Raw genomic sequence first — 24,880 nt, 5'->3', positions numbered from 1 at the left:
CAAAATGCAAATAGCAAATAACGACAAAAAGAGCCTCCTGCAATTGCAGAAGGCTCTAATAACTTTATCTCTTGCGGCAACTTATTACATACCGTATTTCTTTTTGAAACGATCCACACGTCCACCAGCATCAATAAACTTCTGCTTACCTGTGAAGAACGGATGGCAAGCGGAGCAAATCTCCACACGCAGAGATTCCTTTACAGAACCAGTTTCAAACGTATTCCCGCAAGCGCAAGTAACATTAGTTACGTTATACTTCGGTTGAATAGCCTGTTGCATTAACTTTCACCTCTTTCCGCCCTGAACGTCCTATCAGCCCAGAGTTGTATGAACACATGTTCAAATTATAGCACTTGAATATAAGTGTTTCAACATCTTTTTAGCACACAAAACAGTGTAAGATCGGTGTGTTTCAAATAACTCCCGACCGTTTAGGTTCTGGCAAATTTGGGACGTGCCAGCCCTTGCGGCGGCACATGAGTGTAAGAACCGATAACCACATCCGGCAGTTCCTCACGATAAATCTCAAGCATTTGCTTCATACCAAGTATCTCCCCTTGAGCCGGTGGAATCAACTCCAGATAGCTTTCAGGATCAATATTCAGATTACGCATTTGAATCAGCTTGAGCTTAGTGCGTTTGGCAAATTCAATCATTGCCTCAATTTCTTCCTCCCGGTCTGTTACACCCGGAAAAATCAAATAGTTGATGGACGTATACACTCCCTGATCGGACGCATAACGGAGTGACTTTTCCACATTAGCCAGCGTGTATCCGCGCGGCTTGTAATACGCATTGTAATGGTCGTCCAATGCACTAATTGTGCTTACTCGCATGAGATCAAGACCCGCATCCACAATTCCCCGGATATGATCATTCAATCCCGCATTGGTGTTGATATTAATATATCCCATATCTGTAACGGAACGTACTTCTTTGATCGCATTAATAATCAGTTTGGCTTGAGTGGAGGGCTCACCTTCACAACCTTGCCCAAAACTGATGATAGACTCAGGTGTCTTCAAATGTTCCAACATAACTTCTACAATCTCTTCCACGCGGGGACGGAAGTTCATTCTTGTCTGAGGAGATACAAAACCACTGTCATCCGGCTGTTCAGATATACAACCAAAGCAGCCCGCATTACAAGAATAAGATACCGGAACTCCCCCCTCCCAGCGATTCAGGAACGTATTCGAGGAAGTAAGGCATTCGTACCCCAGCGCACAGTTAGACAAATGCTGGTACAGCCTATTTTCGGGATACTGCTCTGTCATCCGCTGAACTCCCAATTTAACTTGATTGCGGTCACAGTTTTCGGGATTCCATTTGGAAGGACTGTCACTCTGCTCTGCTGTTACATAAAACGCCCCATCTTTCCAGACAACGGCTGAATAACCGAACAACGGGAGTTTATACTCCTTATCCGTCTTCACATATCCCGGCAGACACAGACGTGTAAAGCCTTGGGGTAACAAAGCCCCTACTGCCTGCATATTTCCCGGAAGAGAGACCATTTCCCCTGTTTCAGGGTTCATACCGACCGGGCGGGTGCTGGGCAGGCTTACCAGTGTGGCTCCTTCCGGCAACGGAATAAGCTCATCCTCCATGATTTCAACAATCATGTCTGCACTACGGGCAAGCCCATACAAAGAAGCATGATCATATACATTGCCTTTTTCGTCGGCATACACCAAATACATTATGGAGCTCCTTTCGTTCCATTAAACGCGCCATTAACCAAATAAATAGTAATGGCTGTCTACTTACGGAACAGATAAAATACATGGGTTGGGTTTAATTGGTTGTGGCGGGAACCGACGCTGTGGTAGAACGCGTAGTTCTTCGTTGTTGGCCACCAGAGCTACCTTGCGAGCCGCTGGAAGAAGGTGCTGTCAAATCAAACGAGGCTAAAAACTCAGCGTTAGTTTTGCTGTTACGCAGTTTTTTGAGGAAGCCTTCCACAAAGTCATGGCTTTCCGTCATATTTTTACGAATAGCCCAGATCGTATCTAGTTCTTCCTTGTTCAACAGCACTTCCTCACGACGTGTACCGGAACGACGAATATCAATCGCAGGAAAGATACGACGTTCTGCCAGTTTGCGGTCCAAATGCAGCTCCATGTTGCCTGTGCCTTTGAACTCTTCGTAAATAATATCGTCCATACGAGATCCTGTATCAATCAGCGCTGTGGCAAGAATCGTCAAGCTACCGCCTTCCTCCACATTCCGAGCTGCGCCAAAAAAGCGTTTTGGACGGTGAAATGCTGCCGGATCAATACCCCCACTCAAAGTACGACCAGAAGGAGGGATGACGAGATTGTACGCACGAGCCAACCGTGTAATGCTATCCAACAGGATGACAACATCCTTTTTATGTTCTACGAGACGCAGTGCACGCTCCAACACCAGTTCTGCCACTTTGATGTGATTTTCAGGAAGTTCATCAAATGTAGAGGCCACAACTTCACCTTTGACAGAACGCTGCATGTCAGTCACTTCTTCAGGACGTTCATCAATCAACAAGACAAATAGCTCAATCTCGGGATTGTTGGTAGAAATGCTATTGGCAATTTCTTTGAGGAGAAGCGTCTTCCCAGCTTTGGGAGGTGCCACAATAAGTCCGCGCTGTCCGAGTCCGACAGGGGCCAGTACATCCATAATTCTCGTAGACAAATGGTTGGGGGAAGTTTCAAGGACTAATTTGGTTTGCGGATACAGTGGAGTCAGTGCAGGAAAATGTAGCCGCTCAGCAGCTTGCTCAGGACTTCTTCCATTGACGGCGTTAACTTGAAGCAATCCAAAATACCGTTCATTTTCTTTCGGCGTTCGGCATTTACCGGAAACGAGATCGCCCGTTCTCAGGTCAAACTTGCGGATTTGTGAAGCAGAGATGTAAATATCTTCGGTACTCGGGAGATAGTTGATCGGCCTCAGAAAGCCGTAACCTTCAGGAAGTATTTCCAGAACACCCTGCATAAACATTAATCCACTCTTCTCAGCTTGTGCTCGCAGGATGGCGAAAATTAATTCTTTCTTCTTGAGCGTTCCGTAGTACGGGATCTGGTATTGCTTGGCCAGCTTGTACAGGTCGGTCAGCTTCATTTCTTCCAGATCGGAAATTTGCAGATCCATATAATAACCACCTATTCAATTATTAAGTCCATTCATACAATTAAATGATAGACAATGATATCATAAACACCATCAACATAATTTTAACCAAAACAAATAAAGTTATGCAGCCAGCTGCCTGAATTATACCGAATTATTCCGGTTTTTTGATAAAAGATTGTTAGGTATGGACCAAATCTTATACCAAGCAGCGGCTGCATAGGCGTTACCCGTTATTCCGCTTTGGTTACAGTAAATTCAAACAAAGTACATGGTTTAATTACTCAGTCTGCCGCCACACATCTGCGCCTAAAAGACGCAGGTTCGAAACGAGATGATCATAACCACGGTCAATATACTCGACACCTGCCACCTCGGTTACCCCTTCGCTTACTGTAAGTCCAGCAATGACAAGGGCCGCTCCGGCGCGCAGATCTGCAGCCTTCACTTTAGCCGCATTCAGTTGACCACCTTCAATAATGGCAGACCGACCCTCTACGCGAATTTTAGCCCCCATTCGCACCAGTTCAGGGACGTGCTTAAAACGATTGCTGTACACAAAATCGCTCAACACACTAACACCCTGAGCTTGGGTTAGCAAGCTGGTCATGGGAGATTGTAAATCTGTGGGGAAGCCGGGGTATACCAAGGCTTTAACGTCGACATGCCCATAGGAAGGTGCACCCAGTACGCGAATACTTTCATCATATTCCTCGATGCCGATGCCCATTTCCTGCATTTTGGCAGTGAGAGCCTCCATATGTTTAGGGATTACATTGTCAATCAATACATTTCCACGGGTTGCCGCAGCAGCAATCATATAAGTGCCTGCTTGTATACGGTCAGGTATGATGGAATGACGGCAACCATGCAGCTCCGACACACCTTCTATACGAATCGTCTCCGTACCAGCGCCTTTAATAATCGCCCCCATGGAGTTTAACAGAGTTGCTACATCTATAATCTCAGGCTCTTTAGCCGCATTTTCGATAGTTGTGGCGCCTTTGGCACGTGCGGCCGCCAGCATAATATTAATGGTTGCTCCTACGCTGCTGACATCCAAATAAATCTTGGTGCCGCGCAGTTCTTTGGCGTGCAAATGAATAGCGCCGTGCTCGTTCGTAACCGTGGCACCCAGCGCTTCAAAACCTTTGATATGCTGATCAATGGGCCGGGGTTCAAAATTACATCCTCCTGGCAAACCGATGATCGCTTCCTTGAATCTGCCCAGCATAGCCCCCATCATATAATAAGAGGCTCGTAATTTCTTAACAGGTCCATTCGGCATAGGAATGGATTTAATGGAGGAAGGGTCTATCTTCATCTGGCTACCTTCCCAGGTAACCTTTGCGCCAAGCTCCTCCAATATTTCGGAATACACCGCCACATCACTGAGCAGCGGCAAATTATCCAAAATGACTTCCGACTCTGCCAGAATGGCTGCGGGAATCAAGGCGATGGCACTGTTTTTGGCACCGCTGATGGAAACTGTACCCTGAAGCGGCCGTCCACCGGTGATCATCAATTTTTCCATAAGCTTGAGGGTCCCCCTACGTGTTTTGCAGTCGGTCAAACAATGAACTGAAACCATAAACTTTCAACTTTTTAAGTGGTTAAAATGGAAAGACACCGGCTAAGCGGTGTGCTTTCCATACCACACTATTCAACTGTACAGATTTAAATATTTTGTGCAGCATAATTACAGCTACATCGAAGAAATGCATCCAGTCTATGCAGAGGCATGACTAGTTGGAACTTATTACGCTTTGTTGTTGGAACCGAACTCACGGATTTTACCGATAACTGTTTGTTTGATTGCTTCACGACCTGGTTGGATGAATGTACGTGGATCGTAAGCATCTGGTTTTGCAGCAAGCACTTCACGAACCACTTTCGCAAATGCGATTTGGTTTTCAGTGTTTACGTTGATTTTGGAAGTACCCAGGGAAATGGATTTTTGGATGTCATGTGTAGGGATACCTGTTCCGCCATGAAGAACGAGTGGCATTTTCACAGCATCGCGAATTTCTTCCATTTCTTTAAAGCCCAGGTTTGGTTCACCTTTGTATGGTCCATGAACAGAACCCAGTGCAGGAGCCAGTGTATCGATGCCTGTTTCTTTAACGATACGTACACAATCGTCCAGCTTAGCGTACATTACGTCGCCTACAACATCATCTTCTTGACCGCCAACCATTCCAACTTCAGCTTCAACGGAAACGCCTTTGGAATGTGCATATTCAACAACTTTCTTCGTTGTTTCGATATTTTTCTCGATTGGGCTGTGGGAATCGTCAATCATAACAGATGTGAAACCAGCGTCGATTGCTTCTTTACATTTGTCAAAGCTAGAACCGTGGTCCAAGTGAATTGCAACTGGAACCGTAATTTTCATGTCATGAATAAGACCTTCTACCATTTTAACAACAGTGTAGAATCCGCCCATGTGACGTGCTGCGCCTTCAGAAACACCCAAGATTACTGGGGATTTTTCTTCTTCAGCAGCGCCCAAGATAGCTTGAGTCCACTCCAGGTTATTAATATTGAATTGACCTACTGCATATTTTCCTTCGAGTGCTTTGTTCAACATGTCTTTCATAGATACCAATGGCATGGTTACAGTCCTCCTAAAGGTGTTTGGGTTTGTCTATATTTTTAGCCGACATCACATACGGGCTTATTATACCACAACCCATGTTAAATACTAAACAAGCTTTTGCATATCAACACATACAAAAATCACGCTTAGGACGCCGTTTTTCCATAGAATTGTATAAGGAGAGGATTTACTTTCAGTATTTCCCATAATCACAAACAAAAAACCCTGTTTTGTTAACAGAGTCCTCAACCAAAATGACTTCCCTAGTCACCTCTGAGTTGTTTGTTCACGGCGATCCGCATTTCATCAATATCAAAGGGCTTGGTAAAATGCATAAGTGCACCTAGCTCCGTCGCCTCTTTAATCATGTCCAGTTCTCCATACGCTGTCATCATAATAACCTTGATGTCGGGATTCATGCTTTTTAGGTGCTTCAGAATTTCAAGTCCGTCCATACCTGGAATTTTCATATCGAGCAGAACCAGATCAGGTGGTTCCTTCTCAACAATCTCAAGAGCAATTTTCCCGTTCGCTGCCTGAAAGGTCTCATAACCCTCACTTCCGAACACTTCCATCAGTAAAATCCGTATTCCATTCTGGTCATCGACGATTAATACTTTTTTCTTTTCCAATGTTTTAACCTCCTAAGATCTTAAAACGAGGATCATGCAGCTATTGCCATAACAGCGTCCGATGACGTACAATATCCGTCCCATACCTAAAACTATATTCGCTCCTGCAAAAAGAAAATCCTGCTCTTATACATAATTGTGGAATATTCTTTCATAATCAGGAAGCATGGGATAAAAAAAGACCTCCCAAAGGAGGTCTTTCAAGCTGCAGCATTAACCTTGAAGCTGCAATGCCGCTTTTACAAATTCACGGAACAAAGGCTGTGGACGATTCGGACGGGAAGTAAATTCTGGATGGAATTGTACCGCCAGGAACCATGGATGCTCAGGAAGCTCGACAATTTCCACCAAACGTCCATCCGGTGAAGTACCAGAAATACGAAGACCTGCTTTTTCAATAACTTCACGATATTCGTTATTGAATTCGTACCGATGACGATGTCTCTCGTACACCAGCTCGTCGTTGTAGCAAGCCTCTGCCAGGGAACCTTCCACCAGTTTACATGGATACAGGCCAAGACGCATGGTACCGCCCAAATCTTCGATGTCTTTTTGGTCAGGAAGCAAGTCAATGACAGGATAATCGGTAGCCGGGTTAATTTCCGAGCTGTTGGCTCCTTCGAGACCAGCCAGGGAACGAGCAACCTCAATAACAGATACCTGCATACCCAGGCAAATACCGAAGAACGGAATTTTTTGCTCCCGTGCATAACGAATGGTGCTGATTTTGCCTTCAATTCCGCGATCGCCGAAGCCACCTGGTACGAGAATACCGCCAATGCCGCCCAGCATGTCAGCTACGTTCTCGTCCGTTACTTCTTCAGCGTTCACCCAGCGGATTTTTACGTCCGCATTTGCATCAAACCCAGCGTGAGAAAGTGACTCAACAACACTTAAGTATGCATCATGTAGCGCAACATATTTACCAACAATAGCAATTTCAACCGTTTTGTCCAACTTGCTGATTCGATCAACTAACCCTTCCCATTCGGTCATATCCGGTGCAGGTGTTGTCAGCTTCAGGTGGTTAACTACGATTTCGTCCAAACCTTCTTCACGTAGGTTCAACGGAACCTCGTAGAGAGTCGAAGCATCGCGGCATTCTACCACTGCATTCGCATCAATATCGCAGAACAATGCAATTTTAGCCTTCATATCGGAGGACAATTCATGCTCTGTACGGCAAACAATGACATTCGGTTGAATGCCGATGCTGCGCAGTTCTTTCACACTGTGCTGAGTTGGTTTGGTTTTAACCTCACCAGCAGCTTTAATATAAGGAATGAGCGTTACGTGAATGTACATCACATTTTCGCGCCCAACTTCACTTTTAAGCTGACGAATGGCTTCCAAAAATGGCAAGCTTTCAATATCGCCTACAGTACCGCCGATTTCCGTAATAATGACATCCGAACCCGCTTCACGGCCTGCACGGTACACGCGCTCCTTGATTTCGTTCGTAATATGAGGGATAACCTGTACGGTACCGCCCAAATATTCTCCGCGACGCTCTTTGCTGATCACGCTGGAATATACCTTGCCTGTTGTGACATTGCTGTTCTTGGACAGATTAATATCAATAAAGCGCTCATAGTGTCCCAAGTCGAGATCCGTTTCCGCACCATCATCCGTTACAAACACTTCACCGTGCTGGTAAGGGCTCATGGTACCTGGATCGACATTCAGGTAAGGATCAAATTTTTGAATCGTTACCTTCAGTCCCCTGTTCTTCAAAAGCCTCCCCAGTGAAGCTGCCGTAATCCCTTTGCCCAAGGAAGACACAACCCCGCCTGTCACAAAAATATACTTCGTCACTGTTCAAAACCCTCCTAGATAAGATGCAAAAATTCAGGCGACATTATGATGTTATCGTAACCCGTTTGCACGGATTATCATCCATGAAGAAGGCAGCGGTTATATTTTCCAATCCGCCGCCCTTAGCCCTCTTTCATGAGTGAAAACACCCCTATAAAAAACAAAAAAGCACTCCCGTAGTACGGGGCACTTTTATACAAAAAGCAAACATATAAGTGAATCAATCATAAGCCCAAGCAATAGTTTACCCCGTGTCCAATCCGCTGTCAAGGAAGTTATCTGTGTTAATTTGTCCTTTGAACCTGATTGGAATAAATCTATCTGAAAGCTATAAATCAGCAGGGGTTTCAAGAAAACGGTCATGAAAAAGGGGAGAGCGTATCTCCCCTTGCAACCTGTTCCTAACGAAGTGAATCGTCGTCGTCTTCGATCGACTCATCGTCATTTTCATCATCTGTATCTTCCTCATCACTGAGGTCTTCATCGTCAATAACTACGTCATCGTCACTATCATCGTCATCTTCTCCGTCGAACAGCTCGTCTTCGCCATCCTCGTCTTCGCTATCTGCATCGAAGTCGTCATCGGAGTTGTATGTTTCTTCTTCCTCATGATAGTCATCTTCGTCGTCATCGTCTTCATCGTTAATGATACGAGGACGCTTGGCGCCTGTCAGGGCATCTTCGGATTTATCTACCGGATACCAACGTTTCAAGCCCCACAGATTCGTACCGACACAGGCAAAACGCCCGTCAATGTTGATTTCAGTATATAGCTGAGCAATAACGTCATTAATTTCTTCGTCGGACAAGCCGCGCAATTTGGCGACTTCATTCATCAGGTCACGGTAATAATATGGAGTATTGGCTGCTTTCAATACCATAAATGCCAAATCCACCATTGGAGTCTCGTGGACTTTCTCCGGGTCAATCTTCAAGTTGAGTGGTGTACTCACCTAGGGACACTTCCTCTCACACGTAATTCACAAGAACATGTTTCAGAGCATACACGATACATGCAATACTAACATATCCATTATCAAAACTAAGTAAAACCTATTTGGAAGCAAATTGCAAGTTAAACATGGGTATCGTCATAATTTCCAAGAATATCCCTCTGCACAAGACGGCACACGTAAAAAGACGGGGTTCCCCCCGCCTCCGACTGTACCCGCTCCGGGAGAGGCCTCCCAAAGTTGTTGCACAAGAGCTTATGCCCTCCATGTATCGTATGTGTCCATAGCTACTTTGACACGACAAGCAGGCCTATTTCCATAAAAAAGGGGCAAGTTTCCCATGCCGTAGCTGACGCTTGCTCATACAATACCTCAGCATGGCTCATCGGAGGGGGACCGTCTCAAATGGACTATCCGGATTTTTTGCAGCGTTTGCATGAGGGTATTTCGGAGCCGTCCGGCAGTGGACGGAACAAACAGATTATCACGTTCGATAAGCCTCACCAATACCGGGAATGCCTGTCCTATCTCAGGAAGCTGAAACCTGAGCTTGCGGGATTACGGCAAGTACAACCGGCTAGGCTAATCCGTGCTCTCATCGCTCCGCTTTCAGGGGGAGACAGGCTGGGCAAATATCACCACGGTGTTACCGTTGAAGAAGATACCCGCATAAAGGTTCACGCAGAAACGGCTTATATACCGAAAGCAGAGAAAAGCATTTCTATGCCATGGGGAGTCAAACAGGTACGTGCATACAAGGCTTGGCCTTCCTCGACAGGGAATCGGGTCAGAATCGGTGTGATCGACACAGGAGCGGATTTTCATCATCCTGATCTTCGCCATTCCCTTGCCAGAGGTATCAATTTGTTGAACCGGACCATGCTACCCTATGACGACAACGGCCATGGCACTCATATTGCAGGAACCATCGCGGCATCCAACTATGACGAAGGTATGGTTGGCGTAGCACCACGGGCTTTAATTCATCCTGTAAAAGCATTCGATCATAATGGAGCCGCCTATGTCTCTGACATCATTCTTGGTATCGACTGGTGTGTATTAAATCGTGTCGATATTATTAATATGAGCTTTGGTATGAAGTCGCGTAGCAAGGCACTGCTTGATATGGTGAATAAAGCATATCATAACGGCATTGTAATCGTAGCTTCCTCGGGAAATGAGGGTAAGCGTCGAAGTATTGACTATCCGGCCCGCTATTCCCAGACGATTTCAGTCGGAGCTACCGACAAATACAGACGTATCGCTCCTTTTAGCAATCGGGGGCAATTCGTAGACGTGTACGCACCTGGTGAGAAGATCAGATCCTCCTGGATTCATGGAAAGCATCATGAAATGAGCGGCACCTCTATGGCTACTTCCCATGTGACCGGGAGCATCGCACTTCTCCTTTCACTGAGACCGGAACTGGAGCCCGGAGAAATTAAAGCGCTGCTTAAGCGCACTGCCACACCGCTACGCCTTCGTAAAAGTGCTGGACGCACTTCCATCTCCACCAAGCTTGGAGAAGTGGATGCCTTCCGATTGATGCAAGAGGGCACAAAGTGAACCACGATCTGATGAATACTAAACCTCTATCGTTGCACCTGGCTCCAAAGAGTGAACTTCTCTGGCAGGACCTCCATGTTCATTATTTCCTTCTCTTATTAACTCATCTCGTACAAGGTCGGTCTGCAATTTGGGTGCATGAACGAGTACAACCTGTTTGCTAGGCATCTCCTTCAGCATTTGCCGTACATCCGATAATCCCTGGTGCACCTTGTAAATCAAATGCCGAGCTATACAGATGTCATTGGCGTCTGCACGTTCCAACAGATGTTTACCAAAAGAACCATTGGAAGCATGCCCGGTCAATATCACAATGTTCCTAATACCCTCCCCGCTATCCACATCGATCAGCATACTGCGGTGATCCGACAGATATTGATAATACCAACGCGCCTGCGGGGAATCCATCATGCCGTCTCTTGTTACGATAATAGTGGCCGTGTTCCGTTCCAGCAGACTTATCCGTCCCGCAGTATCACGAGGCACAAACACCCTGTCACTGTTCAACACATGTTTTATTCGCGTGGAAGCTCCCGGACGTAGCCACTCTTTCCATCGATTTAACTGTTTCAATCCGTGCCACAGGTCAGGCTCTATAATTATTGCTTGTTCAGGAAATTGCTCGCTGGCCCATACGATCAATTCCTGTCCTCTGCCAAAGGCAGGCACTGGCAACAACACATGGCCGCCAGACAATAATACCTGCTCCATCTCGACCCTCAGCCGCTCCAGCTTAATAGGCTGCGGGTCTATATCCATACCATAAGCATTGTCCATGATAGATATGTCCACTAGATTGGACTTTGGCTTGCATCCAGGAAGGTCATCTCCCCCCTCCCTCATACACAAGTCCGGTGCATCGGCAGCAAGAAGCTCAGATTCACGGCTATAGTCTCCAGAAAAGAACAGCCGCTTCCCTTCCATTTCTACGATATACCACACTGCACCAGCCAAATGTCCACTGCGTCCCCACATCATTCTCACACCCGGACAAGCTTCATGCCACACTCCTGACGGCGTTTCGTCTTCTAGATAGCGATAGGTAATAGATTGGATATCTTGTTCACTGTAGGGCAATTCGCCGCCTCTTGATTCAACATAAGTTTGCCAGGAGCGAAAATAGGAGCCCAGCTGCTCAGCGGTAGCCTTGGTCGTCCAGACCTCTCCCCGATATCCGTACTTGTATAGTAAGGGGAGCGCCATGGAATGATCCTCATGTGCATGAGACAGCAAAACAGTAGTTAGCTCCTTCACCTTCTGTGGCGGAAAAACCGGATATTGCCCGGTTCCTTCCTTTTTTACGCCACAATCCAGCATGATACGATGCTGCTTTCCTTCAAAAACATAACAGGAGCGGCCATGTTCGCCCGCTCCACCCCAAATCCTAAGCTTGGTCATCATCATTTCCACTTTCTCCGCGAGTTTAAGCTTTCCATTAAGATCAGTAGCAGTGTGGTCAAACCAACCGATATAACAGCCATCGCCATGCCAAGCGACACCTGTCCCTGCTCAAACTGGGCAAATATATAGGTTGCAGACGTCTGGACGGATGGCGGTAAAATCAGCAACGATCCTACCAGCTCCCGTGAAGCAATGGTAAAGGTCATCATCCAACCAGCGAGCATCCCCGGTCCAATCAGCGGCAGTACAATCCGGCGGAATATGTAAGACGGACGCCCGCCGAATACCTGTCCCGCCTGAAAAAGACCAGTGTCCACCTGTGTAAAGGCGCTTTTGACATACTGCACCGTATAAGGAACAAACAAAATAACATACGTCAGAATGACCATGCCATATGTGTTATACAACGGAATGGGCATCCACGGCGAATTCCACCACAAAATCAGACCCACCACCATAACAATTCCCGGCACTGTATTCGGAAGTAAACTGAATGCATCAACTGTCCGTTGGATTTTCGTGCGTGATCCACCGATAACAAGCGCAAACCAGGTGCCCAGCACCACAGCAAGCGTCGATGCACCCAAAGAGAGAAATACACTGTTCAGTAGCGCTTCCATGCTTTCAGAACCCCACGACAGCAGTTCCTTGTAATAGTCGAGTGTAAGGTTGTTCCATGCCAATCCGATTCCCCGCAGCTTCATGGAGGAGGCCGCAATAATTGAAAAGTAAGGGATGCCAATAGCTGCGATGAGCAGCAATAGGATGAACATGACACTCAGTGCTGTAGTCCAGCTGGATACACGAAGACGGGAAGGACGGGAACCTTTACCCCCTACCAGTCTGTATGTGAACTTTCGGTTGATCACCGATTGCACATACCACATAAGCAGGCAGGCCGTTAACAGCACCGAGGCCATGGACGTCGCTTTGCCAAAATCGATGGGCCAACTGGAAATATATTTGTGAATTTCAGAAGTCATAACCTCATACCCGATACGTCGCCCAAAGGTAGCGGGTGTGCCAAACTCGGCAATCGTTTTAACGAAAATGAGCAGCGCACCCATTCCGTATGCCGATAGTAGCAGCGGTAAAATGATTCGACGGAACCTGTACAGAAAGCCTCCGCCCATGACAGCACCCGCCTCTTCCAGACTGCCGCCAATCCTCACCAGCGCCCCGCGCAGCAGCAGGTACAGGAATGGAAACAGATGCAGGCTCATGATCATCACCATGCCGCCAAGGCTGAAGAAGGAAGCCGTTAAGAAATGCAGATCCGGGAGCAACTGCTCCATATACCCGTTTTTTTGCATAAACAGGATCCATCCCATGGAACCGATATAGGGCGGAGTCATAAACGGAATCAGCAGCACGACATCCAACCAGCGCCAGTGTGCGAGTCGGGTGTTGGACATGATCCAGGCTAGCGGAAGTGCAAGGACGGTCGTTCCTGCGATCACACAGATGCCTAGCCAGATCGAGTTGAATAGCACTCCTGCAAATTGAGAAGCAGCTAACGTTCGAAAAGGCGCAGCCCATTGAAATGTCCCATCAACATACACACTTTGGATGAAGATTTGCAGCAACGGCAGTACAATTAGGATAAAAAGCGCGATCAGAGCAAGTGTCAGGGACCATCCCCTGATGTGTTTAACAGACAAACCTCCCATCGGCTTATTTGAACATTTGCGTGAACTTTTCCGTCACGTCTGATCCGTGTTCACCCATCCATTCCCAGTTGGTTTTCAGCAATGGGATTTCGTCGAGGTTTGCACGCTTGTCAGCTTTGATATCCGTGCGTCCAGGGAGTAGGGAAGCATCTGCTACTAGTTTCTGTGCTTCGTCCGACAACAGATAATCAATGAACGCTTTGGCATTTTGCTCATGCTGTGTGGACTTGAGGATTGCGGCAGGACGCGGGCTAATGACCGTTCCCTCTGTCGGATAAACGATGTCTATCGGCTCGCCTTTGGCTTTAGCCTTGTAGGTCATGTAATCGACCGCAGCGACAACTACACCTTTAGCCCCCGTAATCACTGGATCCAGCGCTTCCTGATTGGCACCGGCCATGGCCACACCGTTAGCCTTGTACCGCTCAAACAACGTCCAGCCTCCATCGCCCTTGGCGCTCAGATAGCCTGTCATAAAATCCAACGCTGAGCCAGACAGCGATGGATCGGGAATGTTAACCTGATCCTTGTACTCAGGCTTCGCCAAATCGGCCCATGAAGTAGGTGGCGTTTTCACTAACTTCGTGTTATATGCAATACCTAGAGCAGAAGCACTAGTACTGAAATAGTTACCCTCCTTATCGGACCAATCCGGGTTTAGCTTGTCCGCAATTTTGGCATCTGGATAGGGAAGTGTAAGTCCTTCCTTTTTCAAGCCTTGTACAGACGGAAGCGAGGCCAGCACAACCACGTCCGCTACCGGATTCGTCTTCTCCGCTTCCATGCGGGCTAAAATCTTACCTGTCGTTCCCTGAAATAACTCAACCTTAACCCCGCTCTGCGCCTCATACCCCGCTACCAGCTTTTTCGCCAGTCCATCCGGGCCTGCGCTGTAAACAACCAGCTTCTGATCGGTGGACGCCGCTGCGCCCGCTGGTTTTGCTGATCCATCGGCTTGTGCCCCATCCTTCGATGTCGTAGCCGTTCCGCAGCCTGCCACAGCCAGTCCAAAAGTCAATGTTAAAGCAAGCATAGCCCCTTTTTTCCATCCTGTACGAAAAACACGCCTATTCATCATCTTATATAACCCCTTTTCCCTATGTTTCAAGTTGGTGGATGTATTGCGGTGATACCCAAATATGCATTTGTTCGCCTATGGGCAAGCGGGTGGAGTGATACGCAGTCCATTGCTCGCCGTTTTCGGCTACTAGACGAATTTCATAGCGATCGCCAACATAGCTGACATGCAGGATCTCTACTGTAAAAGTGTGCTGATCCGCTTGTTCCTGTTCCCAACGGACATGTTCAGGTCGAAATAGTGTCCGTTCCAACTCGATCCAGTTGGATTTGCCGATAAAGCTTGCCACCTCTGGATGAGACGGACAACCATAGATCACCTCTGGTGTTCCGGTCTGCAAAATATGTCCACTTTTCATAACCACTACTTCATCAGACATGGACATGGCCTCGATCTGATCATGAGTGACATATAAGGCGGTCAGCCCCAGATCGCGCACAAGCGATATCATCTCAATGCGCATCTCCTCCCGTAGCACGGCATCCAGTGCACTGAGCGGCTCGTCGAACAAAACCAGTCGAGGCCGGATAGCAACTGCTCTTGCAAAAGCAACCCGCTGCTGCTGACCACCGGACAGCTGATGGGGATAGCGATCCTCCATCCCTGACAACCTCACCTTATCGAGCGCCTCTAGCACCACTGCTCGCAGTTCCTTGCCTTGAGCGCTAACAGCCCCTTTTCCCCGCTTGCTCGCTCGCAAGCCGAAGGCCACATTTTCAAACACCGTCATATGCGGCCACAACGCAAAATCCTGAAAGACCATACCAAAGTGGCGGAGATGTGCGGGAACATCCTTTTTGCGTTCAGCCGAAAAAAGAATTTCCTCTCCCATCGTGATTGTGCCGGTATCTGGTGTCTCCAGACCAGCAATCAAGCGCAAGAGCGTCGTCTTCCCACAACCGGACGGTCCGAGCAGTGTGGTGAATTTGCCCTGTCGTACGACCAGATTCGTCTCATGCAACGCAGTGGTATGGCCGAAGGTTTTACTTAATCCGCGAATATATAGATCCTGATTCATCGCATTACCTGCCTGTTCTTGTGACTGACCCCAGTGTAAAACTTGAATTCGCAACCTGTGTTATTGGGAAGTTAAAACAAAATTAATTATTTCAATGAATTGTGTTAACACTCATAGATTTAATCTATATAGAGGCGGTTGATGCTGTTGCCCAGAGAATAAGCATGATTGTTTGACTTAACTGAAAGCGAGGCATTCTAAGTGAACTTAAGTCTTCTAAAGTTACATATTGTGGAGCTGCTGAACAAGCACCATAAAATTACCACCGTAGCCGAGGTTCTCGGCCTAAAACAACCCACTGTTACTTTTCATATGAAAAATCTGGAGCGTGAGTTTGGAGTAAAGCTGTTTGATACACGTATGGGCAAAATCATCCTGACGGATGCCGGAAATGCGCTGCTGCACTATGCCACCAAGATTAATGCACTTGCGGCTGAGGCTGAGCGGGTTGTCCGTGAGTTCGATACGCTCCAACGAGGGAGTATACGGATTGGCGCAAGCTATGTACCTGCTACTTATCTGCTTCCTGCCGTGCTGCATCGGTTTGCCCGCGAGCATCCGGGCATTCACATTGCCTTGTCCGTGAAAACAGCGCCCGTGATCAAGGACATGCTCGCTCGCCACGAAATTGACCTCGGCATTATTTCGGCAGAGCCGTTTCAATCCCCAACGCTGCTCTCAGAATCCTTGGGAGAAGATGAACTGGTGCTCATCTGCTCACCCACTCATCCGCTCGCTAGCGAAACCGATGTAACACCCGAGCGCATCGCTTCTTCCTCTTTTGTGTTGCATGGGAAGGATTCCAGCACACGCCACGTGACTGACAAATGGCTGGAGCGCGGAAGGCGCCGACTTCCATCCTATCTGGAATTGGATTCACTGGAAGCTATCAAACAGGCGGTTATGCTGGGAGAACACATCTCCTTTGTCTCTCGCCTTGCTGTTCAATCAGAGGTTGAGCGGGGTTTACTGATCATAAGACCTATTCCGGGACAGCCTGTTGAGCGGCATATTTATATGGTCAGCAACAAAGATCGTCATCGCTCCGCGCTGATTCACAGATTCACTAAATATTTATGATGGAACCAAGATTAAATCTTAGCTGTCATATAAAAATTATGGTATTTTTTAACCAGAATACCATCTTAGCTTGACATACGACTGACAAATCACCCGTAAAGTGAAGCGTGTAACCTATTCGGACGAACAGGAGAGGATGAAATGAAAACAAGCCTGCGTATCACTAAATTCATGTCAGTAGTAACTCTGAGTGCAGTGCTGCTCGCAACAGGATGGAAAGGTGCAGAGCCCGTACAAGCCGCTGCCAATGCCACACCAAGCTATGAGGTAAAGCTGCTGCTGGATACAGCTCAGGTCCTCAATGCGGATGGCTCTTTAAAAAGCGGCATTGTAAATGAGTTCGGAGTCAGTGAAGATGCGCAACGATTAAGCGTCGAGTTTTTTGATACAGACTCCTTGCAATTGAATGACGAGGGCTGGAACGTTAGATTTCGCAAAAAAGAGGACAAAAAAAATTATGAGTTAACCTACAAAAAGCGATATACGATCACAAATGGGAATATCGACGCAGCACTTACCCAAGCGAATAAAGAAGGTTTCAGTGCCTCTGATGATAATTATGAGGCTGAGGTGGATTGGGGATACAGCAAGCAGACATTAAGCTTTTCCAATGATAAGAAAACGAACGCCTCCAAAGGATTAGCTCTGCCTTCCCCGGATCAGGCATTAAAACAATTGCAGGACAATCTTCCGGGCAAGCTGCAAAACTGGAAAAGCAGCAACTGGGGCAAACATACCTTGGCAAACTCCAGAGTACGCGGTCTTGTACAGGTCAACAAATATAAGGGCAGCTTTCAGGGCTTGGATACTGACGTTGAAGTATGGCCTATTCGCAGCGCCAACGGATCGGGTACCGACAATATCATCGAAATCTCCTTCAAAACTTCGGATTACAATACTGCCGCAAGCAACCGCACCAAGCTGATGAATCTGCTACAATCCAAAGGATGGCTGATTCCTGCCGATTCCCTGAAAACGAATCTGGTACTGGAACGCTATTAAGCTACTCAAACTTATTGTATTCAAACCAAAAAAAGGAACCGAACGAGCCTCCCTAGAGGGCAGCACGAACGGTTCCTTTAACCATTATACATATGACTACAAAATCATTATGTTGCAGTTGTTTACTTACATACGTTCCGGTGCAGACACGCCCACCAGCTTCAGTACGTTGGCAATGGTCGTGCGGACCGCGCCAAACAACGCCAAGCGAGCTTGCGTTTGAGCGGCATCCTCCGTGATGACACGCTCTGCTTTATAGTAGCTGTGGAACATGGATGCCAGCTCGTAGACATAGCGAATCATACGATGCGGCGCAAAGTTTGCAGCTGCCACCGATACTTCCTCTGGCAACTCGCCAATTTTGCGTAACAAATCGTATTCATGCTCAGCCGTCAGCTTCGACAAGTCAACTTCTGCCAATGGCAGTACAGCAATACCCTGCTCTTCGGCTTGACGATATACGCTGCATGCACGTGCATGTGCATATTGCACGTAGAATACCGGATTCTCATTGGAGGTAGAAATCGCCAAATCCATATCAAAATCCAGATGCGAATCCATACTACGCATGGTGAAGAAGTAACGAATCGCGTCTACGCCCACTTCTTCCATCAGATCCTCCATCGTTACGGCCTTGCCAGTACGTTTGGACATTTTTACTTTTTCCCCGTTTTGGAACAAGCTGACCATTTGGGCAATCAGCACTTTAAGCTTATCCGGGTCATTGCCCAGTGCTTCCATTGCGGCCTTCATCCGTGGAATATAGCCGTGGTGATCCGCTCCCCAGATGTTGATGATCGTGTCATACCCACGAGCATATTTGTCGCGGTGATAGGCGATATCCGGAGTCAGGTACGTATAAGTGCCGTCATTTTTGATCAATACGCGGTCTTTATCGTCACCATACTTAGTCGTGTTCAGCCAAGTAGCTCCGTCCTTATCATAAATTTCCTCACGGTCACGCAGCTCATTCAGCGCTTTAAGCACTTCACCGTTATCATACAGTGATGTTTCACTAAACCAGGAATCAAAAGGTACACGGAACCGCTCCAGATCACGCTTGATCTTATTCAGTTCCTTTTCCAGACCGTATTCACGGAAATAAGCGGCACGATCTCCTGGTTCCATAGACAACAGAGAATCGCCCTTCTCAGCCACCAGTTCCTTCGCAAACCCGATGATATCCTCACCATGGTATCCGTCCTCCGGCATCTCCGCAGGCTGTCCTAGCTCCTGCAAATAACGCGCTTCGATGGAACGGCTCATATTGTAAATCTGGTTCCCCGCATCATTAATGTAATATTCACGAGTGACTTGATATCCGGCAAAATCAAGCACATTACAGAGCGCATCCCCTACGGCTGCACCACGTGCATGGCCCAAGTGAAGACTCCCAGTCGGATTGGCGCTGACAAATTCGATCTGTACCTTTTTGCCCTCACCTACCTGTACACGACCGTAATCTGCTCCTTGCTCCTGTACTTGTCCGATCACTGCATAGAGGTAGCTCTTGTTCAAACGAAAGTTAATAAAGCCTGGTCCCGCGATTTCAGCACTTTCAATAGAAGCGGAAGCTAAGTCCATATTCGCAATCAGATCTTCAGCGATTTGACGCGGATTCTTCTTCGCAATGCGAGTGAGCTGCATGGCTACGTTGGTAGCTAAGTCACCGTGTGACTTGTCCTTAGGTACCTCCAGCGTAATGGTCGGCAGCTCTTCGCGACCCACGATTCCAGCAGCCAGCACCGCTGCCTCGATTGCTGAGGTCACCTTTTGATTAATAAGTTCCAGTGGATTGCTTGTCATGATTGTTGCTCCTCCTGTATATGCAAACTGATGGCAAAATGCCCCGAGAAATCCTCAAATACGTATAGATCATAAGTCCAGCTCACTTGTCCGGTGAATCCATCCATCCGAATATCGAGCTTCTGCGTATGCGCAGACATGTTCAGGTTTAAATAAGGCGAGCGGTAAAATCCAGGCAACCTGCGTCCCAGCGCGAACGACTGCTCTGATTGTACCTCACCGTGACGAATCAGCTTTAGCTCATCCGGTCCGATCTTGACTGTGTTCCGTGTCGTACCGCCCTCAGGACTCTCTTGCGGCTCCTCGTACCTTATATATAGATGCTTCCCGCGAACGATTGCTTCTCCAGGAAGCTCCTGTACCACATCTTCTCCGTCATGATGACTATGAAGACGGATTCGAACCTTTGCATTGTGTGGCATGTGTTCAAACTCCATTCTATCGCTATCCTACTGTACTACTATATCCAGTTCCCGATTGCAATTCAAATGAGTTTTTACAAAAAGATGCTTTCGCCCTTAAAAAATTCAACTACTGTAGGTCAGCTACACTGGATGCCTGGCTAAAACTTTCAATGAACCGGGAAGCCAAAGAAGACATGTATTTATCCTTCAACCAGACGGCAGCCACACGAGTGTGCAAATCTTCACACATAATTTCCTTAACAATTAAATGATTATTGCTGCCCAAAGACAATGCGGAGCTCGAAATCATGCCAATACCCAGCCCTTCGTTGGCCCAAAGAAGCGTGGTGCGGGCATCGTCATTTTTGCAAAAGTAGTTTGGCTCAAAGCCATGCTTCATACAGGTGTCGTGGATCAATTGCTCAAAACGACGATATACGATGAGTGGTCTGTTCTTCAGCTCAGCCAATGATATGCTCTTCTGTTCGGGACTCCAATCATGTTCTTCCGTCATCACTGCTACCATCGGCTCAGTGGACGCATATCTACACCCTAAATCAGTGGTATTAAAAGGGGTTCTGACGATACCGACCTCTACAATTCCTTTGTTCAGAAGATCGAGAATCCGGAAGGTATTTCCCTCATGTATTTCAAATTTTACACCCGCATAGGTTTTATGAAATTCGGAAAGCCTGTCTTTCATCAGGGTTGCCCCAGAGGAAGAAACCGTTCCAATGGTGAGCGTCCCCTTCATCCCCATGGCGAAATCGTTTATTTCCCTTGTCGTAGCATCCGTCAGCTCCAAAATCTGCTTGGCCCTGTTCCGTAAAATGATTCCCGCCTCTGTCAATTGAATGCTTCGTGAGCCTCGATGCACAAGCTTTACACCCAGCTCTTCCTCCAGCTGCATAAGCTGTTGACTTAAGGGAGGCTGTGCGATTTGCAGCTTTTTGGCTGCCGCTGTAATCTGTCCAGCGTCTGCAATCGCTAAAAAATACTTGAGATGTCTCAATTCCATCATGAACCTCCGGTCCTGATATATGTAAAACCTATATCTCTAATATATATTAAATATTATTCATATGGTTGGGGATATGCCATAATCATATTCAGATATGCAATTACAATAGAAAACTTTATACAATATTCAGGTTAGGTGATGGTTGATTTGCTGAAATTTGCTGTTTTTTTGAAACCCTATAAGAAGGAAACGATTCTTGGGCCTCTGTTTAAACTAATTGAGGCTATTCTGGAATTGTTGTTGCCTACTATGGTGGCTTTAATGATTAATCATGGCGTTGGTAAGGGAGACACCCATTATGTTTGGCAAATGGGTCTTTTAATGTTGCTCATGACTATACTGGGCTTTGGCAGTTCTCTAGTGTGCCAGTTTTACGCAGCCCGTGCTTCCCAAGGATTCGGAACCACACTGCGCAATACGATGTTTAAGCATATTTCATCGTTTTCTTATGCAGATCTCGATAAATTTGGTACGCCCTCTCTCATCAACCGAATTACGAATGATGTCAATCAGCTGCAAACAGCTGTAGCGATGTTGATTCGTCTGGTTATTCGTGCTCCTTTTATTTGTATCGGGGCGATCATCATGTCCATGATACTGGACTTCCGCCTTGCTTTGGTGCTGTTGGCGGCTACACCCGTTCTGGCTTTGATTCTGTATGTAGTCATTACGAAGGCTTCTCCGCTGTACCAGCTATACCAGAAAAAGCTCGATAAAATCGCTCTGGTGCTAAGCGAAAATCTCACAGGTGTAAGGGTTATCCGTGCATTTGCCAAAAGAGGAGCTGAACGAGTAAAGTTCAATACTGCCTCAGATGACCTGACCCAGACCGCTATTCGTGTCGGCCGTATTTCTGCTCTACTTAGCCCAGCCACCTTACTGGTGGTCAACGGAGCTATTATTGCCATTCTGTGGATCGGCGGTATCCATATCCAATATGGATCTCTTACACAAGGAGAGATTATTGCGTTTATTAATTACATTACGCAGATTTTACTGGCCCTGATTGTGGTGACGAATCTCATTATTCTGTTCACCAAGGCGGCCACTTCAGCCGCGAGAATTCAGGAGGTCCTAGACACGGAAGCTTCGATTTCCGATACTGCCAATTCTGCATCATTCGATCAGGTAAGAACGGGTAAAATGAGCCCAGTACCAGCCATCTCTTTTGATCATGTCTCCTTTGGCTACAATAAGACAGGACAACTGGCACTTAGCGATGTAGTCGTAGACATCTATCCCGGTGAAACGGTTGGAATCATAGGAGGAACAGGCTCGGGAAAATCCACCTTCGTGAATCTGATTCCCCGCTTCTATGATGCAGTAGAAGGTTGTGTACGTGTCGATGGCATCGACGTACGGCATTACAAGCTGGAGCAATTGCGGCAGAAAATCGGGATTGTTCCACAAAAGGCACTGCTGTTCACAGGGTCTATAGCGGATAATATCCGTTGGGGACATGAACATGCCACCGATGAGAAAGTCGCCCGGGCCGCCGCTATCGCGCAAGCGGATGAATTTATTTCTAACTTACCGGAAAAATTCGACGCCCCGATCACGCGAGGTGGACTTAATCTGTCAGGCGGCCAAAAGCAGCGACTTACCATTGCCAGAGCTATTGTAGGCAATCCGGAAATACTGATTTTGGATGATTCCTCAAGCGCACTTGATTTTGCAACTGATGCCGCCCTTCGGAAATCGCTTCGGGAAAATAGCACCCGCATGACTGTCCTGCTGGTCTCACAACGAGTAAGCAGTGTACAGCATGCCGATAAAATCATTGTATTTGATGAAGGCCGGATTGTCGGGATCGGCACACATGATCAGTTGATGAGCAGCTCGGAGGTATATCAGGAAATTAATCGCTCCCAGCTCTCAACGCAGGAGGTAGACCAATGAGTGGCAAGGAAACCTGGAGAAGATTGTTAACCTATGTGGGACAATATAAATCAACAACGTTTTGGGTCATCGTCAGTGCGATTCTCAGCGTGCTCGCCAGTCTGGTCGGACCCTATATGATTGGTCGGGCTATCGACCATATGGTGAATAAGGGAACGGTAGACTTTAGAGGTATTGCACAGATTTTAGCTGGACTAGGCGTTGTATATGTTGTAGGCAGTCTATTTAGTTGGCTGCTCACATATTTGACGAACCGCATTGCTTTTCAGACTGTAAATGATATGCGACGGGAGTTATTCGATCATTTTAATATCCTTCCGTTAAGCTTTCATGACAATCATCCGCAAGGAGATAGTATTAGCCGTTTTGTGAACGATATGGATGCCGTGTCGGATGGCTTGTTGCAGGGCTTTTCCACCTTGATCACCGGATTGATTACTATTGTTGGTTCGATTGTACTCATGCTGTATATCAGTCCAGTGATGACGCTGGTGGTATTAGTGTCTGCCCCCATCACATATGGCGTTGCACGGTTCATTACTACAAGATCGCAACGTATGTTCCGCGAACAGGCCAAAATTTTAGGAAGTCTGAACGGTTATGTGGAAGAAATGATTGGCGGACAGCGGGTAGTTACTGCCTTTCATTATGAAAATCGCTCGCTTGAGGAATTTTCCGCCCGAAACGAGCAATTGTATCAAGCGGGAGTTAAATCACAGTTTTATGGATCATTGTCCAATCCTTCTACCCGTTTGGTCAACAACATGACTTTTTCAGTCACCGCTATGATTGGCTGTATTTCGATCATTTTGGGTGGGATTTCGGTAGGCGGTTTATCGAGCTTTCTCATCTACACCAATTTGTTTGCCAAACCTTTTAATGAAATCACAGGGGTGCTGACTCAGTTTCAGGCTGCTACGGCTTCTGCTCAGCGCATATTTGCTATTTTGGATTCGCCGCCGGAGCAACCGGAAAAATCGAACGCCGTACAGCTGGAGCGTAGCAAAGGCACGATTCTGTTTGATCATGTGAAATTTTCCTATAATCCGGAACGGACGCTCATCACGAACTTTAGTTTGGAGGTCAAGCCAGGCACCCGCGTAGCTATTGTCGGGCAGACTGGAGCAGGCAAAACCACACTCGTTAACCTGCTCATGCGCTTTTATGATGTGGACAGCGGTTCGATCTCCATCGATGGGGTGAATATCAACGATATGAGCCGGGACAGCCTGCGGACTAACTTTGGTATGGTGCTTCAGGATACATGGCTGTTCAGCGGAACGATTCGGGACAATATCGCTTACGGGAAGCCAGAGGCCACAGACGAAGAAGTTATCGCGGCTGCGACAGCTGCCAATGCGCATAGCTTTATCAAGCGCCTGCCTCATGGTTACGATACGGTCATCAGCGGGTCAGGCGACAGCCTGTCGCAAGGGCAAAAGCAGCTGCTCACCATCGCGAGAGTGATTCTCGTCGATCCACCTATGCTCATTCTGGATGAAGCAACCAGCAGCATAGACACCCTTACAGAAGCCCGTATCCAAAAGGCTTTTATGAAAATGATCGATGGACGCACCAGCTTCGTCATCGCCCACAGACTATCAACCATCCGCGAAGCGGATCTGATTTTATACATGAAAAACGGTGATGTCGTCGAAAGCGGTACCCATGAAGGACTGCTCGCAAGCGGCGGCCATTATGCCTCGCTTTATAACAGCCAGTTCACTACGGCCTAACATCGCAGTTATGGTAACAGGACGTTACGTTCGTAAAAAACGTTCTCCTTAAAAGTCGGTTGCTCTTATGCAACCGACTTTTT

General features: G+C 47.2%; 20 protein-coding genes. 5 read left to right on the top strand and 15 right to left on the bottom strand.

The features are described from left to right. Nucleotides 1–84 precede the first annotated feature (84 nt). From rpmE to rpoE, 8 genes are all read right to left on the bottom strand, one after another. Nucleotides 85–282, bottom strand: a complete 198-nt coding sequence (gene rpmE / locus ACUC6J_RS00695) for a 50S ribosomal protein L31 (RefSeq protein ID WP_016818578.1) — start codon at nt 280–282, stop codon at nt 85–87. A gap of 152 nt (nt 283–434) precedes the next feature. Further along, nucleotides 435–1,706, bottom strand: coding sequence for a radical SAM protein (locus ACUC6J_RS00690; protein WP_447249600.1), 1,272 nt, complete (start codon nt 1,704–1,706; stop codon nt 435–437). 94 nt (nt 1,707–1,800) lie between these two features. Continuing rightward, on the bottom strand, nt 1,801–3,138 hold the full coding sequence (rho, locus tag ACUC6J_RS00685) for a transcription termination factor Rho (RefSeq protein WP_019685779.1): 1,338 nt from the start codon (nt 3,136–3,138) through the stop codon (nt 1,801–1,803). Nucleotides 3,139–3,397: 259 nt separating this feature from the next. Further along, nucleotides 3,398–4,651 (bottom strand): UDP-N-acetylglucosamine 1-carboxyvinyltransferase, encoded by a 1,254-nt coding sequence (locus ACUC6J_RS00680; protein WP_016818575.1) that lies wholly within the window; start codon nt 4,649–4,651, stop codon nt 3,398–3,400. 225 nt (nt 4,652–4,876) lie between these two features. After that, nucleotides 4,877–5,731 (bottom strand): class II fructose-1,6-bisphosphate aldolase, encoded by an 855-nt coding sequence (gene fba / locus ACUC6J_RS00675; RefSeq protein ID WP_016818574.1) that lies wholly within the window; start codon nt 5,729–5,731, stop codon nt 4,877–4,879. Between the two features lie 248 nt (nt 5,732–5,979). After that, entirely contained in the window at nt 5,980–6,348 is a 369-nt protein-coding gene (locus tag ACUC6J_RS00670) for a response regulator (RefSeq protein ID WP_014599366.1), read from the bottom strand. 213 nt (nt 6,349–6,561) lie between these two features. Next, nucleotides 6,562–8,163 carry a CTP synthase gene (locus ACUC6J_RS00665; RefSeq protein ID WP_016818572.1) on the bottom strand — a complete coding sequence of 534 codons (1,602 nt, stop codon included), beginning with the start codon at nt 8,161–8,163 and terminating at the stop codon, nt 6,562–6,564. A 401-nt stretch (nt 8,164–8,564) separates the two neighbouring features. Continuing rightward, on the bottom strand, nt 8,565–9,116 hold the full coding sequence (rpoE, locus tag ACUC6J_RS00660) for a DNA-directed RNA polymerase subunit delta (protein ID WP_013368770.1): 552 nt from the start codon (nt 9,114–9,116) through the stop codon (nt 8,565–8,567). Between the two features lie 405 nt (nt 9,117–9,521). Between rpoE and ACUC6J_RS00655 the strand changes: the two genes are divergently transcribed. Beyond that, nucleotides 9,522–10,682 carry a S8 family peptidase gene (locus ACUC6J_RS00655; protein WP_019685778.1) on the top strand — a complete coding sequence of 387 codons (1,161 nt, stop codon included), beginning with the start codon at nt 9,522–9,524 and terminating at the stop codon, nt 10,680–10,682. 18 nt (nt 10,683–10,700) lie between these two features. On the opposite strand, the gene ACUC6J_RS00650 is transcribed toward ACUC6J_RS00655, so the two are convergent. The 4 genes from ACUC6J_RS00650 to ACUC6J_RS00635 are packed head-to-tail and all read right to left on the bottom strand — an operon-like array spanning nt 10,701 to nt 15,849. Then, nucleotides 10,701–12,086, bottom strand: a complete 1,386-nt coding sequence (locus tag ACUC6J_RS00650) for an MBL fold metallo-hydrolase (RefSeq protein ID WP_447249599.1) — start codon at nt 12,084–12,086, stop codon at nt 10,701–10,703. After that, nucleotides 12,083–13,753, bottom strand: coding sequence for an ABC transporter permease (locus tag ACUC6J_RS00645; protein WP_447249598.1), 1,671 nt, complete (start codon nt 13,751–13,753; stop codon nt 12,083–12,085). The genes ACUC6J_RS00650 and ACUC6J_RS00645 overlap by 4 nt, the downstream gene beginning before the upstream one ends. A 4-nt stretch (nt 13,754–13,757) precedes the next feature. Next, on the bottom strand, nt 13,758–14,831 hold the full coding sequence (locus ACUC6J_RS00640) for an ABC transporter substrate-binding protein (protein ID WP_447249597.1): 1,074 nt from the start codon (nt 14,829–14,831) through the stop codon (nt 13,758–13,760). A gap of 19 nt (nt 14,832–14,850) precedes the next feature. Next, nucleotides 14,851–15,849 (bottom strand): ABC transporter ATP-binding protein, encoded by a 999-nt coding sequence (locus ACUC6J_RS00635; protein WP_019685774.1) that lies wholly within the window; start codon nt 15,847–15,849, stop codon nt 14,851–14,853. Between the two features lie 201 nt (nt 15,850–16,050). Here ACUC6J_RS00635 and ACUC6J_RS00630 point away from each other — a divergent pair, with 201 nt between their 5' ends. Beyond that, nucleotides 16,051–16,929 carry a LysR substrate-binding domain-containing protein gene (locus tag ACUC6J_RS00630; protein WP_447249596.1) on the top strand — a complete coding sequence of 293 codons (879 nt, stop codon included), beginning with the start codon at nt 16,051–16,053 and terminating at the stop codon, nt 16,927–16,929. Between the two features lie 141 nt (nt 16,930–17,070). Beyond that, nucleotides 17,071–17,931, top strand: coding sequence for a hypothetical protein (locus tag ACUC6J_RS00625; protein WP_447249595.1), 861 nt, complete (start codon nt 17,071–17,073; stop codon nt 17,929–17,931). Nucleotides 17,932–18,057: 126 nt separating this feature from the next. Here ACUC6J_RS00625 and argS read toward each other — a convergent pair whose 3' ends face one another. The 3 genes from argS to ACUC6J_RS00610 form a co-directional block, all read right to left on the bottom strand. Continuing rightward, the gene (gene argS / locus ACUC6J_RS00620) at nt 18,058–19,737 is read right to left on the bottom strand and encodes an arginine--tRNA ligase (RefSeq protein WP_016818563.1); all 1,680 of its coding nucleotides are present in this window, start codon (nt 19,735–19,737) and stop codon (nt 18,058–18,060) included. Further along, complete coding sequence (locus ACUC6J_RS00615; RefSeq protein ID WP_016818562.1) at nt 19,734–20,174, bottom strand: DUF1934 domain-containing protein; 441 nt, start codon at nt 20,172–20,174, stop codon at nt 19,734–19,736. Before ACUC6J_RS00615 ends, argS begins: the two co-directional genes overlap by 4 nt. Nucleotides 20,175–20,268: 94 nt before the next feature. Beyond that, a complete protein-coding gene (locus tag ACUC6J_RS00610; RefSeq protein ID WP_016818561.1) occupies nt 20,269–21,159 on the bottom strand; it encodes a LysR family transcriptional regulator in 891 nt (296 codons plus the stop codon). 150 nt (nt 21,160–21,309) lie between these two features. Between ACUC6J_RS00610 and ACUC6J_RS00605 the strand changes: the two genes are divergently transcribed. Continuing rightward, a complete protein-coding gene (locus ACUC6J_RS00605; protein WP_447249594.1) occupies nt 21,310–23,061 on the top strand; it encodes an ABC transporter ATP-binding protein in 1,752 nt (583 codons plus the stop codon). Next, nucleotides 23,058–24,797, top strand: coding sequence for an ABC transporter ATP-binding protein (locus ACUC6J_RS00600; RefSeq protein WP_017427233.1), 1,740 nt, complete (start codon nt 23,058–23,060; stop codon nt 24,795–24,797). Before ACUC6J_RS00605 ends, ACUC6J_RS00600 begins: the two co-directional genes overlap by 4 nt. Nucleotides 24,798–24,880: the final 83 nt, after the last annotated feature.

This window comes from Paenibacillus sp. JJ1683 (genome assembly GCF_053006485.1).
This window is presented reverse-complemented; position numbering and strand designations above follow the sequence as displayed.

Coding starts and splice junctions, on each gene's coding strand:
- ACUC6J_RS00610 (WP_016818561.1), bottom strand. CDS start 21,159: ATGGAATTGAGACATCTCAAGTATTTTTTAGCGATTGCAGACGCTGGA.
- ACUC6J_RS00655 (WP_019685778.1), top strand. CDS start 9,522: ATGGACTATCCGGATTTTTTGCAGCGTTTGCATGAGGGTATTTCGGAG.
- ACUC6J_RS00690 (WP_447249600.1), bottom strand. CDS start 1,706: ATGTATTTGGTGTATGCCGACGAAAAAGGCAATGTATATGATCATGCT.
- ACUC6J_RS00645 (WP_447249598.1), bottom strand. CDS start 13,753: ATGGGAGGTTTGTCTGTTAAACACATCAGGGGATGGTCCCTGACACTT.
- ACUC6J_RS00625 (WP_447249595.1), top strand. CDS start 17,071: ATGAAAACAAGCCTGCGTATCACTAAATTCATGTCAGTAGTAACTCTG.
- ACUC6J_RS00680 (WP_016818575.1), bottom strand. CDS start 4,651: ATGGAAAAATTGATGATCACCGGTGGACGGCCGCTTCAGGGTACAGTT.
- ACUC6J_RS00615 (WP_016818562.1), bottom strand. CDS start 20,174: ATGGAGTTTGAACACATGCCACACAATGCAAAGGTTCGAATCCGTCTT.
- argS (WP_016818563.1), bottom strand. CDS start 19,737: ATGACAAGCAATCCACTGGAACTTATTAATCAAAAGGTGACCTCAGCA.
- ACUC6J_RS00635 (WP_019685774.1), bottom strand. CDS start 15,849: ATGAATCAGGATCTATATATTCGCGGATTAAGTAAAACCTTCGGCCAT.
- rho (WP_019685779.1), bottom strand. CDS start 3,138: ATGGATCTGCAAATTTCCGATCTGGAAGAAATGAAGCTGACCGACCTG.
- ACUC6J_RS00640 (WP_447249597.1), bottom strand. CDS start 14,831: ATGATGAATAGGCGTGTTTTTCGTACAGGATGGAAAAAAGGGGCTATG.
- rpmE (WP_016818578.1), bottom strand. CDS start 282: ATGCAACAGGCTATTCAACCGAAGTATAACGTAACTAATGTTACTTGC.
- ACUC6J_RS00600 (WP_017427233.1), top strand. CDS start 23,058: ATGAGTGGCAAGGAAACCTGGAGAAGATTGTTAACCTATGTGGGACAA.
- fba (WP_016818574.1), bottom strand. CDS start 5,731: ATGCCATTGGTATCTATGAAAGACATGTTGAACAAAGCACTCGAAGGA.
- ACUC6J_RS00650 (WP_447249599.1), bottom strand. CDS start 12,086: ATGATGATGACCAAGCTTAGGATTTGGGGTGGAGCGGGCGAACATGGC.